The organism is Desulfovibrio sp. JC010, from assembly GCF_010470675.1.
Classification (GTDB): domain Bacteria; phylum Desulfobacterota; class Desulfovibrionia; order Desulfovibrionales; family Desulfovibrionaceae; genus Maridesulfovibrio.
Window position 1 is genome coordinate 83,026 of sequence record NZ_VOIQ01000014.1, and the last position, 18,162, is coordinate 101,187.

An 18,162-nucleotide genomic window follows, 5' to 3' on the forward strand; every position below is an offset into this window, starting at 1 on the left:
GAGGTGGTCCTTAAAGATAAAATTTGAGAAAGGCAAATGGAAAGGGGTGCCGTTGCAAACGACACCCCTTGTTTATTATTCAGCTTTGTGGATAACCAATTGGTCAAAAGGAATATTCCATCCGAAATGGGTGCAGGCATCCACGCTGTAGCGTTGCAGGGCGCGGTTCAGTCTTCCGTAGAGTGCGGCGATATCGCTGTGGAAATCGGCAATGATGACCAGATTAAGCGATGACGCTGCGGCGGATTCGAATTCCACGTTCAGGTTGAGAACGTGTTTGGTGTAGCCGTCTTCTTCCAGTCTGGCGGCAATGAATTCCTTGGCCTGCGCGAGGATGGTGGAAGTGCAGTCGGCCTGATGGGCGTAGTCGATGCCGAATACGGATTTCAGGCGGAAATTGCGGGACAGGTTCTTGGGATTGAGGCCCAGAAAATCCGAGGTCTGGTAGGTCACATAGGCCCCGCCGCGCTGGACCAGCTCGACCATATCCGGGGACTGGCTGATGACCTTGCCGCGAGTTCCGTCGGAGAGGATTACCCAGTCATCAATCATGCAGGGGAACCACGGTTCGTTCCTCCCTACCGGACGGGAAATAACATTTTCCAGCTCGCCGATGGGCAGCCTGATCCGGCTGGGGCTCAGGGCCGGGTTTTGCAGCTTGGCGAAAAGAGCCAGCCTGTCCACCTTCCATGGCACACCGTTGTAGATAATCCGTTCATTTTCTCGCACTGAACCGAGGTTGAGAATGAGCTTGACCTGCTCGTAGTAACGGGTGAAACCTTCACGGGCGGTCCAGAGCGCACCGAGAATAAAGATGATGGCAATGCTGAGCAGGAACCAGTCGCCGGAGATGTACAGGGTGAAAAGTGAGGCTGATGTGGCGGCAATGACCGTGAAGATCAGCAGCATTACTTCGATCAAGCGGACGTAAAAAGGCCGCTCCTTGCTTTTGAAAGCCGGATAGCTTTTCTTGAATATCCGGTCCACAAGGCGGAAAAAGAAGAACACCCCGGCAAAGGCCAGTATGGCGAAAAGAATATTTTTTCCACGGCTCTTGAAGAATACGGCCATGACTTTTTTGGTGGATTCGTAAAAGGACTGTTTGTCCTTGGTCAATTCTCCCAGTTCAAAACGGGCAACATCAAGCTGGTTTTCAATGTTGGTGCGCCTCTTTTCAAAGTCCGTTTTCAGTAATCCAAGTTCCCATTTAAGGACTTGGGACTTGGATGCCTCAATCAGGGTGTCAATATTTTTAACAGCTTCTTCCGATCTTGGAAGTCTGCTTTCAAAGTATGCGACCCGGCTTTTCAGACGTTCGATCTGGCGCGGACGCTTGGTCATTTCCTTCAGTTCCTGAAGCAGGGGGCGGACCAGTGTTTCCACTTCTTCCTGCCAGACAAAATCCTGCTGCGCATCTTCGTTGAACAGGGCCAGATCAAGCCCGGTGGCTACTTTAACGAAATTCTGGCGAACCTTCTGGAGTTGCAGTTTCAGGTCGGTCAGTTTTGCGGAAAGAGTATCCTTGTCCACCTGATGGGAGGTCTTTTTGATCTGCTTTTTAGTTTCCGCTATTTGTTTTTCCAGCTCGGTTTTGTATTGCAGCAGGTTGATGAGAGTGTCAGCCTGTGTGCTGTCCTGTTCAGTGGTTTCCTGTGCTGCTTCAGCTGAGGGGGCTGGATTGGAATCGGTCTGGGCAGAGCTTATGACCGGAGAGACAAGAAAAAAAGTAAACAGCGCAATTATGATGGCAGTGGCGCGAAGGTGCATTGAGGTCATAAAAATATCCTGACTGGTTATAGAATTATAATTCAATGATAGACCGTTTATTTTAGCGAAAATTGTACGTACCGATCAAGTATTAATTGATGAGTGTGTACAAACTGTAGGCTGGATAAAAAAAGGCATGAAGAATTTCTCCATGCCTTATAGGGTCCTGTATCAAAATTGCGGATTAAAATTCAACCTGGCTTTCCTGCAGAATAGCTTTACCGGCCTGCGTATCAATAACCGCACCGAGAGCTTCAATTACAGTGCTGTCGTATTTTTTATCAGCCATGCTTTGCAGGATATCCACAGCCTGACGGGCGGTTTTAGCCTTTCTGTAGGAACGTTTCTGGACCAGCGCGCTGAATGTGTTGGTTACGCCGAGAATTCTTGCCAGCGTGGAAATGCTCTTTCCTTTAAGGCCGTTGGGATAGCCCGTGCCGTCTAGGGTTTCCTGCATTTGCCAGATGGTCTGGATGATGGGCAGGTCGAATTCCACGCCTTCCATGATTTTGCAGGTGTGTTCGATGTATCGTTGGGTTTCCTTGATTTCTTCCGGGGTCAGCTTGCCTTCTTTTTCCATGATTTCGCGGGGAACAAAGGTCTTGCCCACCTGTGAAAGAATGGCTGCCGCTTCCACTGTGGCGCAGTCGGCATCACTGAGCAGCAGGGTTTCAGCTATTTCAAGGGCCAGCTTACGCATGAGTGAAGTGTGCCCGTCCAGAAACGGTACGCTTTCCACAGCCCTGATAAGTGCGTTGATGATCTGCTGACGGACTTCAATGCCCCGTTCTGCGATGTTTTTTTCTGATGTTACATCGCGGTAGACGGTGAGGATCGAGTCACCGTCCTCTTCAACGGAACAGGGAACAAAAGTAACCTGCAGGGTGGAGGTTGATGCGCCGCGGGACAGGGTAAGCTCTTCGCTGTAGGCAGAGTTGGACATGCTGACCATTTCATCGCCGTGTGAAAGGGCTTCGGCTTCATTGTGGTCGAAAACCTGATTGTCGGTGAGATTCAGGGCCTCGGTCTTTTTCAGTCCGGTAAAGTCCGTAAAGGATTTGTTGACGTGCAGGAAAGCACCGTTGTCACTTTTTTTCAGGCTGACCGGTTCCGGCAGGGCATTGTTTACAATGCGCAGCAGGGAAAGTTCATTTTGCAGAACAGGGATTTTTTCTTCCAGCCTTGAACTTTTGCGGTGGTATTTCCGGGTGGAAGCAATAAAGCGGATGGTCAGGATGAAGAAGACCATGGCCGCAAGGGTCAAAGTTGCGTAAATAATGGATTCCTGCTGGTAGACCGTGAAAAGCCTGTTGGTGACAGCGGTGTCGGTTTCAATCATAACCCACCAGTTAACCACGGGGATGAACTGGGCTGAAGAGTATACCGTTCCGGCCGTGGAAAGGGCGGTTCTTTCACCGAAAAGGACTTCGCTGACCCCGTCGAATGATACCTTCATGGCCTGAAGTTTCAGGTTGTCCGGGTAGCTGAGTACGGTTTCTTCAGTGGTCTTTCCGTTCTGCTGGATCAGGTGGATGGTGCTTTTGTATTTGAAAGTCCTTTCCGATCCTAAAAATGCTTTCAGAATGGAAGTCATGGGCACTTCAAGCATCAGTATGCGGGACGGAGGTTCGGATGTGCTGGTGGCGTAGGCATCATAAACCGGAATGAACAGGTCGGTCACCAGTCCGTTGTTTTTGCCGCGCAGCGGTGAAAACATAGGTGTGCGGCTGTGCAGGGTGCTTTGGACAGCTTCTTTATAATCAAGAACAAGAATTTCTTCAGGTCCTTCGGTGGATGCAAATATTTTTCCGTCCGGATCAAAAAGGAGCCCGGCCGAGAAACCGCAGACCTTTATAAAGTTTTTCAGGTCTTCCTGTGCCTTGGCAACCTCTTCTTTGTCCGGTGCGTTAAGGCCGTCTATGGCGATTCTGAAAATCCTTGAGCGGGCCATTTCTTTTCCGCGCATAACGTAATTTACCAGCTGGGAAGAAAGCAGTTCGGATTCATTCTCCACAACCGCCTGCTGGTATTGCTTAAGGTCTGTATGGATGTTTTCTTTTTTGGTTTTCCAGAGATAGGTCAGCGTTTCGTAGGCACCGCCGACCAGCGCGATTACCAGCAGGGCAAGCAGCAGATTTTTTATGGAGAATATGTGTTTCAATGTTTTAGTTGTTTTATTCGGCATTGGTGTTTCCTAACGGGTGTTATGTTCAGAGAGGGCTCCGCGCATGCCCCTTGTAATCGGTGAGAGCAGGTATTCGAGTACGCTTTCCTCGCCGGAGAGGATGTTTACTTCAACGATCATACCCGGCAGAAATTCTTTAACTTTTTCCGCGTCTTCTTTGACCGTATTGAAAATTACCCGGTAGTACCAGGTGCGGGTCAGGTCATCGAAATAGGTCTTGGCCGAGATGTTGACGATCTTGGCTTTGAGCATGGTCTGGTCGGAAAATTCGTATGATGAAGGCCGGATTTTGGCCATCATTCCGTTCCAGATTTTGGTCCGGTCGCTGGGCTGGACCTTGCCTTCGATGCGGATGGTGGCATCAAGAGGCACGATTTCGGCCAATGCTTCACCGGAGCGGACAATACCGCCCACTGTGTTTGCGCTGAGCTTGTAGATAGTACCGTCAATGGGGGAGCGGATCACACTGCGCACAATCTGCTCATTGGCGGCGTTCAGCTCTTCACGGACAGCCTTCAGTTCGGAGCTGGCAAGGTTAATTTCCTCACGGATGTCACGATAAAAATCAAGCTCTTCCTGATTGATGCGCTGCTCAAGTTCCCTGATTTCAAGGGAATACTCATCCCGTTTGTTATAAATTTCAGCAATGGCAGTAGTGATCTTCGCCAGCTCAGTCTTGCGCTGCAGCAGCAGCTGCCGCGAGCCGATCCCTTTTTTGACCATGGGTTCCAGCATGTCGTGCTGTTCTTTGAGCACTTTTTGTTCATCAAGCAGGTTTTTTACATGCTTTTCACTGGCGGAAAGGGCTGCCTTGGATTGCTGAATCTGGGTTTTGAGGATGTTTATTTTCTCATCAAGGGCGTCACGGCGGATGCGGGCGAACTGGATTTCGCTCATTTCTTCCGGGCTGGTCGTTTTCTCAGAAAATTCATCAGTATCATCATTGCTTTCTGCAATCAGGCGGTTCAGCTTGGCCTGCAGCCTTTTCATTTTGATCAGCGATTTGTTGCGCTTTTCAGTGATGTTGGTGTTGGCGATGGCTACAATTTCCTGTCCCTTGCGGACGGTATCGCCTTCCTCAACGAAAACTTTCTCAACAACCCCGCCTTCAAAGTGGCCGACGATTTTATCAGTGAGGTTTGTTTCAACAACCCCCTGTGCGCGAACGGTCTTTTCTATCTTGCTGGAGTGGGCCCAGATTAAAAATACTGCCATGAAAGCAAGAATGAGCAGCAGCACAATGAAGTTGCCGAGACTTTTTTCCAAGGACCAGAGCAGGTTGCTTTTCCAGTTTTTGCCCATGACTACCCCTGTTTTGCCGGAGCCGGGCCGGAAAGTTTGCGGATGATCTCGTCACGCGGTCCGTCTGCGACTATGCGTCCCTGATCTACAACTAAAATGCGGTCCACCACCTCAAGTATCTGCGGGCGGTGGGTGACCACGAAAATGGATTTATCGGCCATGGTGCTCTTGATCTGGTTGATGAGCATTCTTTCCTGAGTGGAGTCCATGGAGCTGGTCGGTTCATCCAATAGCAGCAGAGGAGGGTTGCTTATCAAAGCACGGGCCACGGCAATTGCCTGCCGTTGTCCTCTGGAGAGGTTTTTGCCGCCTTCGAGGATGGGCATTTTCAGTCCCAGCGGGTGTTTGGAAACGAATTTATTGATGCCTGAAATCGTCAGGGCCTGCTGCAGTGATTTCTGGGTGGCAGTACGTGAACCCATGAGCAGGTTAAGCTCAAGGGTCCCGTGGAAAAGAACCGGGGATTGCGGAACCACGCCCACAAATTCGCGGACTTTTTCGATATTCAGATGAGCCATGTTGTGGCCGTCCAGCATGATCAGGCCTTCACCGGGTTCGGCCAGTCCGGCCAGCAGTTTGAGCAGGGTGGATTTACCGCTGCCCATGGGACCGATGATGCCGACTTTTTCGCCTGCTCTGGTTTCGAAAGATACGTTTTCAAGGGCGTATGGTGATTCCGGCTGGTAGCGGAAGGAAACACTATCGAAGCGGACCCCGCCGCCCAGTTGCTGTATTTTGAACTGGCGGGTTTCGTTACTTTCTTTTTCCAGCATCAGGATTTTGCACAGGTCCTTGTAGGAGCGGCGTGCGAAAAGATAGGAGGTGATCAGGTTGGACATGCTGGCTGAAACAGCAATACAGCGTCCGGAAAGGACCATGGTCGCCAACAGTCCGCCGCTGCTCATGTCACCGTTTTTAATCAGGAAAAACGCTACGATAAGCAGCCCGGCTGAATTGAGCTGCCCCAGAAAACCCGTGGTCATGGAGCAGCGGGACTGGGCAATGCGGTATTTTGAGGCCATTTCACCGGATTTTTCAATCTCTGATGCCCAGCGGGAAACAAACAGTCTTGCGGCATTGGTGATTTTTATGGATTCAACGCCGTTAAAAATTTCATTTAAAAACGAAGTCTTACGTGATTGCAGCTTACTTTGGGCTGATACGTTGGTATCAATGAAAAATCCGTAGACAATGGCCACAATGAGTACAAGAAATGATGTGACCGCCGGGACCATAAAGAGCATCCCGCTGTTCAGATAGATGATGAACAGGAAGAAAAATAAAAAGAAAAAGTCAATGGAACCGACCACCAGTTGGGTGGTGAACAGGGATTTGATACGCGAGAATTCCTGTACAGCATGGGCCAGATGTCCGGCAGAAATAGGCAGCTTGGCGTAGGTTGTATCCAGAAACAGCGAAAGCAGTTGCGGTTCAGCGTCCTGTTCCACACGCAGGGCGGCTTTTTCCACAAGGGAGGTGCGTACGTTTTTTAGGATGTAGTCAAAGGCCAGTACTATGATAGCCCCGGTGACCAGCACCCGCAGCGAGTTTTCCGCAAGGTTGGGCAGGATGCGGTCATAAAAAATACCCATCAGCAGGGGAATGACCAGAGTAAAGCAGTGAATGAGCACTGTGGCCAGAATAACCTGTGAATACATGGGCCACATCTTGCCGATCTGGCCCATAAACCACATGGAGCTTAAGAAAGGAACCCTGTCGGTTTCAAAGATAGGTTTAAGAGAGCAGGACCAGTCTTTGAATTCGGAAAAATCGGACTTTTTGTTGCGGATGATTTCCTGATTCCCGTTCCAGAGGGTCAGCCGTCTGCCGACTTTTTCTTCCAGAATGGCGAAACTTCCGTCAGTGTATTGTACTACGAGCGGAAGCATATCATCTTCAATGCGGAGCGGAAGCGGTTTAAGTGCCAGCTCCATACCCATGTTATCCGCCTGCAGACGCAGGTATTCATTAATGGGGGATGAACTACCCAGTTGCAGCGAGCTTCCGGTTACAACGATTCCGTACTTATCGGCTATTTTTTTTAGGCAGGAGGTTATGGAAGCTCCTTTTTCTCCCTCATCAGGAGTGAAAAGGCCGATATTATCCTGCGGTTCGAAGTTTTCTTTTTCGGAACCGTTCTTCTTTGAATTGCGTGCACCTCTGGTGTCAATGGTATCTGTTTTGGCCGAATCCTGATTTTCGGCCGGGGCGGCAGGGGCTTTTTTATTAGTATCCAAATCCAACCCCTTATTTCTTAACGGAAATATTCAAATCCGTACTTTTAGCCGATTTTGTGAAGCTGCTTCCGATGCTGACCACAACCTGGTTTGTACCGGGCACGCCTTCATTCAAGGCCCGGAACTTAATTTTGCTCTTGGGAATGTTGGCCTGTTCGTTCACAAACTTGATCAACCCGTAAAGTCTTTTAAAGGATACGGAGTTGGCCATGCTGGATGAAACGCTCTCGTGGTTGAGAGTAGCAGTAAGCAGCAGACCTTTCTGCATGACGACGGATTCATTTTGTTTGATCCATGCCAGCAGTTCGGACTGGGTTTTTTCTTCAAGGGTGCTGGTAAGCTTGTTGTAGAGAATGATTACCCGGTGCCTGTTGTTCATGCCTTTCACCAGTTTGGTAATGAACGGCGGCGGAACGTACTCATCTTCTGTCTGAACTTTCTTTTCCTCCGCACCGGAAGCTTCAAGACGCTTGATTTTTTCAAGGGCATCCTTAAGCTTTTCAGCCAGTTTGGGGTCCTGTTCAGATTGAATTTTCTGCTGTTCTTCCTTTAATTTCTGGAGTTCCAAATGAGCGGTCCATGCAGCACTTTCCGCAAGGGCGACCCGCTTTTGAAGCATCTCTTTTTCACGCTCAAATTCTTTGATGTCAAAACGCTGCGGAGGAGGAGATGATACAAGGTCTTCTTTTTCCAGTGCTGCGCTCTGGGACATGGCTGCTGCCAGCTGGTCCATGGAAGAAGGTTTTTCCATAAAAGAAAGGTCCTGCGCCGCAGCCACCTTGGTCTCCACCTGTTCGGTGGATGTGGCGGCACCGGGAGTAACTTCCTTAAGCGCGACAATGTATGAGAGCGTACCTGTTACCAGCACCATGAGCAGGGTGAAGAACACCATCATCATTAGCACGGTAGAAAGCGCATCAACAAAACCCGGCCACGGAGGGCCGCTATCAGCAGACATTTATATTCTTTCCTCGTAAAACTTGGATCTGTTTATGCAGGGTCAAAAACTTCAAAGGTAATTTCGTTCTGTTCAATGTGAACGCTGATACCTTCTCCTGTGGAGTTTTCGGTGGAGTCTCCACCGGAGCCTTCTTTTATCCCATTGAAATCCTGATCACTATCACTTGCAGCAGTGAAGATTTCAGTCTGGTTAGTCGTTGTTGTGATATCACCTAATGTGAAATTGAAAGTTTTTTCAGCTTCGGCAACAGCACCGGTTACATCATTTTGACCAGTGATTTTTAAGGTGTAATTGCCGTCTGTCAAAGATTGGGCAAAGCTGGACTGCCAGCTATCAGTATTGAGTGTGTATGAGCTGTTATCGGTAGTATTAGTCAGTTCAACTGTGTACGAATCAATATCCAGCTTGTCATCAAAATCAGCAGTGTAGTCCAGATCTGTGTCATCAAGGTCATGGAAGTAGGATTTTGATTCGTTTCCTGCCTCATCAACAACCTTTACTTCAATATATTCATCATCAGTTGCAGCTTTGTGATAAAACTCCGGTCTGGTCGAGTCCAGAGGAGAACTCTTAGGATCACTGCTGCCTCCGTCAGTATGGTGAACTATTATTTCATATTTGTCGCCATCATCATAATCACCGAAGTTTTGCATTTTGTATTCAGTGAGGTTGTTACCTATGTAGCTGGCTGTGATGCTCGGGGCTTTCATATTGTCGTCATTGTAAAGCTCAAATTCAGTTGATGAAGCAAGAGAGGTGTTTCCTGCTTCGTCAGTGGCTTCTATGGATACAGTATAGTTCCCGTTGGCCAGATTGTGCTCAGGGTCATGGATTTCAAAAGAGTACTCTCCAGCCTTGTTCCCGCTGTCATCATCGGTTCCAATGACGCTTATGTTTTTAATGTAGGAAGTGTTGGATGGATCATCTGCCCCATCTGCACCGGCAGTATGAGTGTACTCATATGTCCCGTCCGGACCCGAAATAGTGATTTTGTAGCCGATGTTGCTAAAATCAGGGTCTCCATCTTCGTTGAATTCGCCTGCAAATTCACCCGTGAACCTGAACACTTCTCCGCTGGTGAGATCATCACTTGCATTAAAACCGCGGTCAGAATCACCGTCGAGGTCGATGTCAACAGTTGCGGGGTCGGTGTCAACATTCAGGTTAACTGTTACATTGTGTTCGTCAGACTGGTTATTTACATCATCGTAGAACTTAAGGGTGTAGCTCAAGTCTCCGTCATCCAGTCCTTTATCCAGTGAATCAATGAGAACAATAGTTGCAAGTCCGGCACTGTTTACATCGAAGAATCTGCTGCTTCCGTCAGGACGAATCAGCTGTACCCTTGAAGTGTCGGCCGCTGTCTGAATTGTGAAACCTGTTTTATTGTCGTTGGTTGAAATATCGAGTGTCCGGGAGTCCGAGTCGTTAGGATCGTAGTCGATATTGACAGTTTTATACTCTCCATCGGTATGATAAGTGAGTTGTGTGCCCGGCAATGGGTCGGCAGTATCAACGTCGACAGTGTAGTCGGAAGTCTGGGCATTGCCTGCTTCGTCAACTGTTACCAGCTTGTATTCAAGCTGATGAGCTCCGTCATTAATGCGAACCGTACCGTTTTCAGTGACAAGGGTATTGTCGGGGTAGTCTGTTGACTGAACGGTATACGTGGTGTTGGAAGCCATTGTACCCGAGTCAACCTTGACGTACTTGTCCTCATCCTCGTCGTAGCAGTAGAGAACGTAAGCTGCGCCGCTTTCTCCTCGCAGGACAAGTGTTGCGTCTGTTTCATTAGTATAGAAAGTGTCCGGCTGGCTGTCTCCTCCGTCGTGGCCGACAGTTCCGTTGGCAACGGCAATGTCCGCGTTTGTGGTAAGGCTGCTGTCTACCTTCAGCTCTATTGTTTCATTGGCGATATTACTTGCGTCGTTTCCTGCTGCGTCTGTGGCGGTAACTGTTATGGTGTGCGTGCCGTCATCCAGAGCTTCGCCGCTCTTTAAGGTATAGTCCCACTCTCCGGTAGTCTCATCCGCCGTGGTGGTGAATGTATTGGGACTGCCACCGGAAATAATGGTTATTTTTATGGACGCTCCGGGTTCTGCTGTACCTTTCAAGGTCGGGGTGGAGTCGCTGGTCAGTGCGTCTGTCTGGAAAGTTGCCAGTTTAGCCTGATAGTCAGACGGCAGGTCTGCATATACATTTATTCCATCAAGCTGTGTGGTCTGGGCAAAGAATGAGTCACTGCCCGAATCCAGTTCCAGAGTGGGGACATCGGTTGAAGTATCCAGCTCAAGAACATGGTCAGCTTCAGCGGAACTTACGTTTCCGGCCTTATCTTTCGTGGTTACGTTAATCAGGTACTGGCCGTCTTCAAGCTTGCTGTTATCACTGAGGTTGATGATGTTGGTACTGTAACTGCCGTCCGAGGTGTTATCGCCCGAGACTGTGTAGGTCTCAACATCAGCGGGATCATCGGATACAAGATAGGTTTTGCTGTCCTTGGTTGTGCTGTTGTCGTCAGTGACGCTGGTTTTCGCAATTCGAACGGTGGCACCGTCTTTTACATAAGTATAGTCGTCTCCATCGGCTGTCAGTTCGTAAACACGGGTAGCCTCAATGCTGACTTCGGAACCTTTTTCAACATCTCCGGTCAGTGTCGGATCTGAAGTAACCCAGTCATTATTGGTTACATTTTCATTTTCACTGGTATCGTTGCCAAGATTGATTTTGGGGTCTTCTATGCCGTTATCAACTACCAGAGTGAAGGTTGTGGACTGTTTTTCCTCGCACTTTACATAATACTGGTGCGGTTCAGTATCATCCGGGTTGGTGGTAAATGTATAGCTCCAGCTGCCGTCTGCGAGAACGGCGATAGGGTTCACATTAATCTTGGTACCGTCAATATCGTAGAGATCGACAGTGCTGTAGGCAATGGCGGTTCCTTCCAGAGTCAGCATGGGATTGTCCGGAGTATCATCTCTGGCAGCGAGAACCGGGACACTGACGTAGGTTGTGTTGGTGGCTTCGTCTGTTTCCCCGGTATACTGGTCGGTGTCCAGTCCGAGAGTGGGCTTTGAAACCAGGTCCTGCTCAATGTAAAACTTGGTTGAGTCGCTGACGCTGTTGCCCGCTTCATCCGTGCTGGTGATAGTGGCGGTGTAGGTTCCGCCGCGAATGTGCGAGTATTCCGGATCAGAACCGATATCGTATGACCAGTAACCCTGACTATCGATAGCTAAATCCGAGGCTTCCAGCACTTTGGAATTCCCATCGGTATCAACGATGGTGATTCTGGTGGTTACACCTGCGGCATCATCCAGCTTACCTTTCAGCAGCGGAGTCAGGTCGTTTGTACTTTGTAAGGTTGTACCATCTTCATAAGTATGTCCGTCAGTCAATCTTGACCCATTGTCTTTGTATATTTCGATTTCCGGAGTTGCCGGCGGTTGATTGTCATGATGAAATTCAACAACCTGCGCGGAAAGGTTTCCGGCTTTATCTTCAGCAACAATGACTACCTTATAGTTGGTCTCTTCCGGATTTGAGTCAAAGGACGGATAGGCTGTCCATGTCCCATCGTTGAAGCTCGCAGAGTTGGCCTTGAGGGTTGCAAGATTGGCCGTGACGAAACTTTCCAGATTGTTCGAATCGCTGAGGTCAGCAACGTTGTATCCGGCATCCCCTTCCTTGAAGACGATCATCTGGACTTTGCTGTCGGCTTCAGTCGTGATGGTGATTTTCGGGTCGTCAGTATTTGTCAGGTAGACGCCGTTGTCTGCAGTGATGTCTGTTTCGCCGTTTTGAATCTTGCTTATTGTAACATCAGGATCGGTTTGATCGATGGTAATGGGCTGCGATATAGTCGTCGTACTGGATATATCGGAAGCTTCATCTGTAGCAGTAAACTCAAAAGTATAGGTTCCGTCGGGAAGGCCGTTGCCATTTGCAATCAGTGAGTCGGTATTGAATTGTGTTGCGTTAATATCTGCCTGATCGTTGAAAACAAGGGTGGTTCCGCTACCTTCTTTCTGACCGTTACTGTCAAGCTTCCAGTAGGTCATGGTAATGTATGTTCCGGTACTTTTATGGACCGTGAAACTGGCGTCATCAAATTTTGTGGTGCCATCGTCTGTTGTGTCCGCTGCATCGAAGAACAGAGGGGTACTGTCATTGACCAGTGAAACGGTTGGCGCGTCCGGTCTGGGCGCAATGACCAGATCCGTATTCGGGCTCATTTCAATCAGTTGCGTATTTCCTGCTACGTCAGTGACTATGGCCACTACTTTGTAGTTTCCGGGGGAAAGGTTGGGCGGGGTTACCTCCCAGTCGCCGGTATTTGCATCAGCGTAAACTGTTGCCGAATATGTTACACCGCCATTCTCAGTTATCGTCCCATCTGCATTAATGGTAGATATCAGGTTGTCGTTGGCATCATATTCGAGAATCTTGAGTTCCACTTTCGCTCCGGATTCGGTTTTACCCTCCAGAGTGGGGTTGAGGATAGTGGTGATGGTATCGTTTTTATCACCGGCATTATCATCGTCATTGAGTTTAATGTCCCCGGTGGGATCCGTGGTGTCGATGACGAGTGACTCGGATATTGTGTTACTTACGTTGCCCGCTTCATCTTCCACAGTTATTTTGATTGTGTTGGAAGTATCGGCTCCGATATTTAGGGTCGTAGAGCTGTTTCCGTCGGGATTGGCAAGATCAATGGTAGCCTTCCCGTCATTGATTTCCTGCGTGGTGAGGGGGCGAGTGTATGTCTGTCCATTCAAGACAATGCTGATGCTTTTAGGGTCATCTTCAGTGATTGTGACATCAATTTTGAGACCGTTATCAACATTGGTAATCCAGTCATCACCGGAGAGGCCGGTGTCCATGCTGTCACCACCTGCGTCATCGGCAAGGACGGCTGTGATTTCCGGCGCGGTACGGTCGACATGAATATCCACAGTGTCATCATTTGCAGGAAAAACAGTGATGTTTCCAGCGGCATCTTCAACTTCAATGCTGAATTTGTGGTCGCCGTCTGAAATGTAGTTGTTAGCGTTTGCAGTGTTACCGATGGTGTATTCCCAGTCGAACCCATTGGCTGTCTTGGTTGCGGTAACGGTGTCCACCAGAGTCTTGGTTCCGGAAGCACTGTCATAGATACGCACCACGGGAGCACTGACAGTAGGTGCATTGGTGAAGCCGCTAAGGTCAATGCCGTCATCAAAAGAACCGCTCAGGGTCAGGGTTTTGGCATTGGTAAATGTTTTGTCGCGATAATCCGTGGTCGCTGTAGTTGAAATTATTGTGTCATTGGTATCGGTAATGAGTTCAATGGCACCGTCTGTAGGCATTTCCGGAGCTTCGTCATCAAGAAGCACTGTGTAAATATCGGAGGTTGCAGTGTTCCCTGCATTATCTGTGGCTACGGCAATGAACTGGATCGCGTTTTCTGTGCCATCATTGAAGTAATCACTGGCGGCAACAGGAACAACGCTTCCGTCTTTTATCGCATCACCATTGGCAAGAACGATTTCCTTTAAGATAGTCCCGTCGTTTGAGACCATGTAAACCTTGAAAGTTGCATCGACATCACCGCTGATTTTCAGGTTTACCACCTGTCCTTCGGTATCCTCGAAATCAGTGATGTAATCACCGTCGGTTCCGGTATCTGTAGTGCTGTCCAGAGTGATGACTGGCTTGGCTGTCTGCAAATCTGATTCAAAAGTGAATACCTTTGACTCTGAGGTGTTGCCTGCGGCGTCCTCCACTTTAACGTAGTAAGAGCGCACCTCTTCGTGGGTCAGGCCGGACACAGCATAAGTCCATGTGTATGTGCCGTCATGGTTGTCCACTATCTGAACACCGCTGCTGCCCAGTTTGCTGTGGCTTATTTCACCAATCTCATTGCCTTGGGCATCTTTTAGAATATTGCCCAGTTCATCGCACTGGTAAAGAGTTACGATTACATCATCGCCACCTTCCTTGATGACACCTGTGAGGGTGACACTTTCACCCGCGACCACTGTTTCATGGCTGCCTACATAAGCGTTTTCGGCAGTAATAGTGGATTTGTCCGGGTCTTCGTTGTCTACTGTGACAGTCAGGTTGGCGTGTTCGATGTTGCCTGCTGTATCAGTGATTTCCGCACGAAAATAAACTTTTTCCGCACCGTTGGTACCGTAGCTGCTGGCATCGAACTCATCATAGGACCAGCTGCCGTCGGTTTCGGCAGCAATAGGGGTGGCGTTGATGGGAACGGGATTGTCCGTAACAACTCCGTTCTCATCAATATATTTCCCGTCCGCATTGACAAGGTAGAGGTTAACAAGTCCCTGATTGCCTGCGTTTGTCCCTGTAATCTTTAAATTACCTTCATCAATACCGGATGCGTTGCCGGCTTCGGCGCCGTGGGTGTAGTTGTCTTCGGTGGTTCCGAGACGTGCGCCGTCGGCTGTGGAATCGCTGTCCGCATCAAGATCAATGGTCAGCCCGTTTGTGGGGGCTTCGCGGTCGATGGATACGGTCAGGCTGGCACTGGTTGATGTCTCATTGCCAGCCATGTCAGTGGCTTTGACCATGAATTTGTAATCGATATTATTCGGAATGTCTGAGTTGGCTACGGTGTAGGTCCAGACATCGTTGGCTGCATCATATGTAGCCGGGCCAAGGTCAACAGTCCCGCCGTTGGCTGTTGCCAGCATGACGACGACTTCCCGGGCTTCACCACTGATATTGTCGATAGTCAGGTTCAGTTCTTCTGCATTAGTGATGTGGTCTTCGTTCAGCGGGTCTACACCGATACCTCTGCTGTTGGACTCATCATTCATGGTAATGGTCGCACCTGTTGAAAAGCCGGTTTTGACCACTACATTCTGAATAGTTTCACTAGTAGCGAGATCGTTACCTGCGTCATCTTCCCCGGTAATGGTGAAGTTGTAGGTCCCGTCATTTAGGCCGTTGCCTTCATTGTCTTCAGGAAAACGTACACTCCAGTTGCCGGAGCTGTTTACTGTAACTGGATCAAGGGTGCCGCTTACAGCATTACCGGCACTGTCCGTTCCCGTATAGGTGATGGTCAGAATGGTGTCTTTTTCACCGGAACCTTCCAGCAGGGGGCGGTCATCATTGGTATAAATTTTTCCTGCGTCCTGCGCAAAAAGGGTTTTAGAAGTTGAGTCTACTGTTGCATCACCGTTAAGTGTCGGATTAGTAGTATCTACTTCAACTTTTAAAGTGCTTGATTTGGGAGCAGTATCTGCATTGCCCTCAGCTATCTGGGCAAAATATTCGTGTTCGCCTTCGGCAGCTCCAGTAACGGTTATTTCATAATTGCCGTCAGCATCAGCGGTGGCCTGTCCGATAGGAGAGTCGGAACCGACTGTATAAATGTTTAGCACAGTTCCGGGATCAGCAGTACCGACGATTTTGAGGTCGGTTTTATTGGTGATGCCGTCATCTTCATATACAGGGTCGGCAGCAGTGCTTTCAGCTGTTTCAATGCCGGATTCAGATTCCTGTGAAAGGGCAATCGTCACCTTGCCGCTATTTTCGTTGTTGGCATTGGCGGTGTTGGCTGGGTCGGTCGGTTCCGGTTCCGGTTCTGGTTCAACTGGATCTGGATCCGGCTCCGGATCATCTGGTTCTGGCTGATCAATCTCTTTCGTTGCGATTGGTTCAGTCTGATCAGGAGTACTGGAAAGGCTGTTCTGTTCGGCGAATTTTTCAATATCATCGAACATGCGCTGCTGGCTTTTGAGAATATCATCAGTGGGGTCAGTCATGAGCGCGGCCTGAGCGGTCTGGATAGGCTCAAGCTGTCCTTCTACGAGGTTTCCTTCTTCAGAGTTGCCTTCCGTTTCGGAAGGGGTGCCCTCATCGGTAACGGCTTCCCATTCGGGGGCTTCTTCATCCTGCTTGTCCATGTCCAGCATTTCGGAGCGATTGAAGATGTCCTGTGATTCAAGGGCGTTTCCATCGGAGAACTCCATGTTGACCTTTCCGTCAAGGCTCATGATGTTACCCACAAAGAGGAAGGTCTGTTCTTCATTGGTCTCTTTGTGGACCAGAACAAGGTCTGCGCCTTTGAGAACATAACGGTAATCGTCCGGGGAGCCCTGAACGCTATATACTGTCGATGGGGAAACTTTTGTTGCGTCAGCCATAATTAGTTACCTTTAGCGGAGTAGAGGGGATTGCTGGTTTCAAAAGGAGTTTCGTCAAGGGGCAGACCCAGTACTTCGGGCAGTCGTCCCTGTTCGAGAAAAATATTAAGAGATGCCCGTATTCTGGAATAGCGGGCGTTTACTTCACGCACAGCCGCACTGGTCTGGCCTTCCCTTGCGGTAATCAGGTCCAGCAGGGTGCGGATACCAAGATCGAATTCACTCAGGTAGAGGCTCATGAGATTGATACTGGCGTCATAAGCGTCCCGGGCAAGTTCAAACTCTTTTTCTGAGGATTTATAGGCATTGAAAGCGTCGGAAAGGATGTTCTGTACTTCCAGTTCCGTTGCTTCCTTGGTGGCGATCAGCCGTTTGAGAACCGCTTCTTCCTTCTTTACGCTTTCATCAGTGGCGTAACCGTTGAAGAGGTTCCAGTTGACGGTCAACTGGCCGTCGAGGGCATTCTCGTAGCCGTCATATTCTTTAAATTCGCTTTTGGCCTGCAACCGGTACCCGAAAGAGGGGTAGTAGTCTGACTCAACAGTTGCAACAGCCTGTTGCTGGGATTGAATTTCAGCATCGTAGGCTTTGAGATTGACGTTGTTGACCTTGGCGATTTCGTAGGCACCTTCAAGCGTATCGGATATTGTCATCTTATTCATGGGAATATCCGTATCCACTCTATTGACCGGCTGCTTGATGATGTTTTCAAGCATCAGTCGTGCGGTTTTCAGCTGCTGCTGCTGAACCGTTACCTGCGATTCTGTTGAGCGCAGGGAAACTTCCACCTTGCGGGCATCGGCCTTGGAGGAGATTCCCGCGTTGTAGCGTTCCCAGAAAGTTGTCAGTAGTTTCTGGTAAAAATCCAGAGTGTTGTTGTAGACCTCAAGGGTTTCCTGAGCCTGCATGACACTCAGGTAGGAGTTGATGGTCAGGGCGGCGATGTCTTCCTGAGTTCTGGCCAGACGGTATTTTGCGCCTTCAGCTTTAAGCTTGGCGCTGTCCACACTGGCATCCAGCCCGCCGAAGTTGTACAGGGTCTGGGTCATTTCAACTGCGGACTGGCCGTAGCTTGTGGTGTCGGTATCCAAGTTATGCGAGGGTCCGGCCTGCGCGGTGAAGTCTATGCGTGGCATATATACACTGCGGGACATACCGTATTCAGCGTTTTTCTCAAGCATGGAGTAGCGCGAAGACGCAACCAGCGGATGTCCGCTGATGGCCAGCTCACAGGCATGGTAAAGAGTCAGGGCTGTGCTGTTGCTCTCACCTGGAGTGCTTTTCTGCAGTGAAGAACCTTTCTCGCCCGGATCGTCGATCTCAATGACTCTGGGTTTGAAGTTTTCAATATCTTCCGCACTCTTATACTTTTGCTCTTCATTTTCCAGACCGGAAAGATTGACTGTCTCTGCGGATTTTTCCACGTTAGGCTGGGGAGGAGTGCCTTCTGTGGAGGGTTCCGCGAAACATACATTACCTTGAAATGTCAGCAGTGCACATAGCACGCAAACTTTTCCGAATCTTTTAATCATCTGCCCTGACATATTTTCA

7 protein-coding genes are annotated in these 18,162 nt (G+C 49.2%); all 7 read right to left on the bottom strand.

Annotation, left to right across the window (positions count from 1 at the left end):
- Positions 1 to 75 precede the first annotated feature (75 nt).
- The gene (locus FMR86_RS15760; protein ID WP_239057261.1) at positions 76 to 1,776 is read right to left on the bottom strand and encodes a hypothetical protein; all 1,701 of its coding nucleotides are present in this window, start codon (positions 1,774 to 1,776) and stop codon (positions 76 to 78) included.
- Between the two features lie 175 nt (positions 1,777 to 1,951).
- On the bottom strand, positions 1,952 to 3,952 hold the full coding sequence (locus FMR86_RS15765; protein WP_163352365.1) for an HD domain-containing phosphohydrolase: 2,001 nt from the start codon (positions 3,950 to 3,952) through the stop codon (positions 1,952 to 1,954).
- Between the two features lie 9 nt (positions 3,953 to 3,961).
- A complete protein-coding gene (locus tag FMR86_RS15770; RefSeq protein WP_163352366.1) occupies positions 3,962 to 5,254 on the bottom strand; it encodes an HlyD family type I secretion periplasmic adaptor subunit in 1,293 nt (430 codons plus the stop codon).
- A gap of 2 nt (positions 5,255 to 5,256) precedes the next feature.
- The gene (locus FMR86_RS15775; RefSeq protein ID WP_239057262.1) at positions 5,257 to 7,491 is read right to left on the bottom strand and encodes an ATP-binding cassette domain-containing protein; all 2,235 of its coding nucleotides are present in this window, start codon (positions 7,489 to 7,491) and stop codon (positions 5,257 to 5,259) included.
- Between the two features lie 10 nt (positions 7,492 to 7,501).
- Positions 7,502 to 8,449: a hypothetical protein gene (locus tag FMR86_RS15780; protein WP_163352368.1), complete on the bottom strand. Its 948-nt coding sequence runs from the start codon at positions 8,447 to 8,449 to the stop codon at positions 7,502 to 7,504.
- Positions 8,450 to 8,481: 32 nt separating this feature from the next.
- Entirely contained in the window at positions 8,482 to 16,611 is an 8,130-nt protein-coding gene (locus FMR86_RS15785; RefSeq protein ID WP_163352369.1) for an Ig-like domain-containing protein, read from the bottom strand.
- 2 nt (positions 16,612 to 16,613) lie between these two features.
- Positions 16,614 to 18,116 (bottom strand): TolC family protein, encoded by a 1,503-nt coding sequence (locus FMR86_RS15790; protein WP_373682491.1) that lies wholly within the window; start codon positions 18,114 to 18,116, stop codon positions 16,614 to 16,616.
- Between the last annotated feature and the right edge of the window lie 46 nt (positions 18,117 to 18,162).

What these genes read in the sequence shown, in the direction of transcription:
- FMR86_RS15785 (WP_163352369.1), bottom strand. Translation starts at nt 16,611, where the DNA reads ATGGCTGACGCAACAAAAGTTTCCCCATCGACAGTATATAGCGTTCAG.
- FMR86_RS15760 (WP_239057261.1), bottom strand. Translation starts at nt 1,776, where the DNA reads ATGACCTCAATGCACCTTCGCGCCACTGCCATCATAATTGCGCTGTTT.
- FMR86_RS15770 (WP_163352366.1), bottom strand. Translation starts at nt 5,254, where the DNA reads ATGGGCAAAAACTGGAAAAGCAACCTGCTCTGGTCCTTGGAAAAAAGT.
- FMR86_RS15765 (WP_163352365.1), bottom strand. Translation starts at nt 3,952, where the DNA reads ATGCCGAATAAAACAACTAAAACATTGAAACACATATTCTCCATAAAA.
- FMR86_RS15780 (WP_163352368.1), bottom strand. Translation starts at nt 8,449, where the DNA reads ATGTCTGCTGATAGCGGCCCTCCGTGGCCGGGTTTTGTTGATGCGCTT.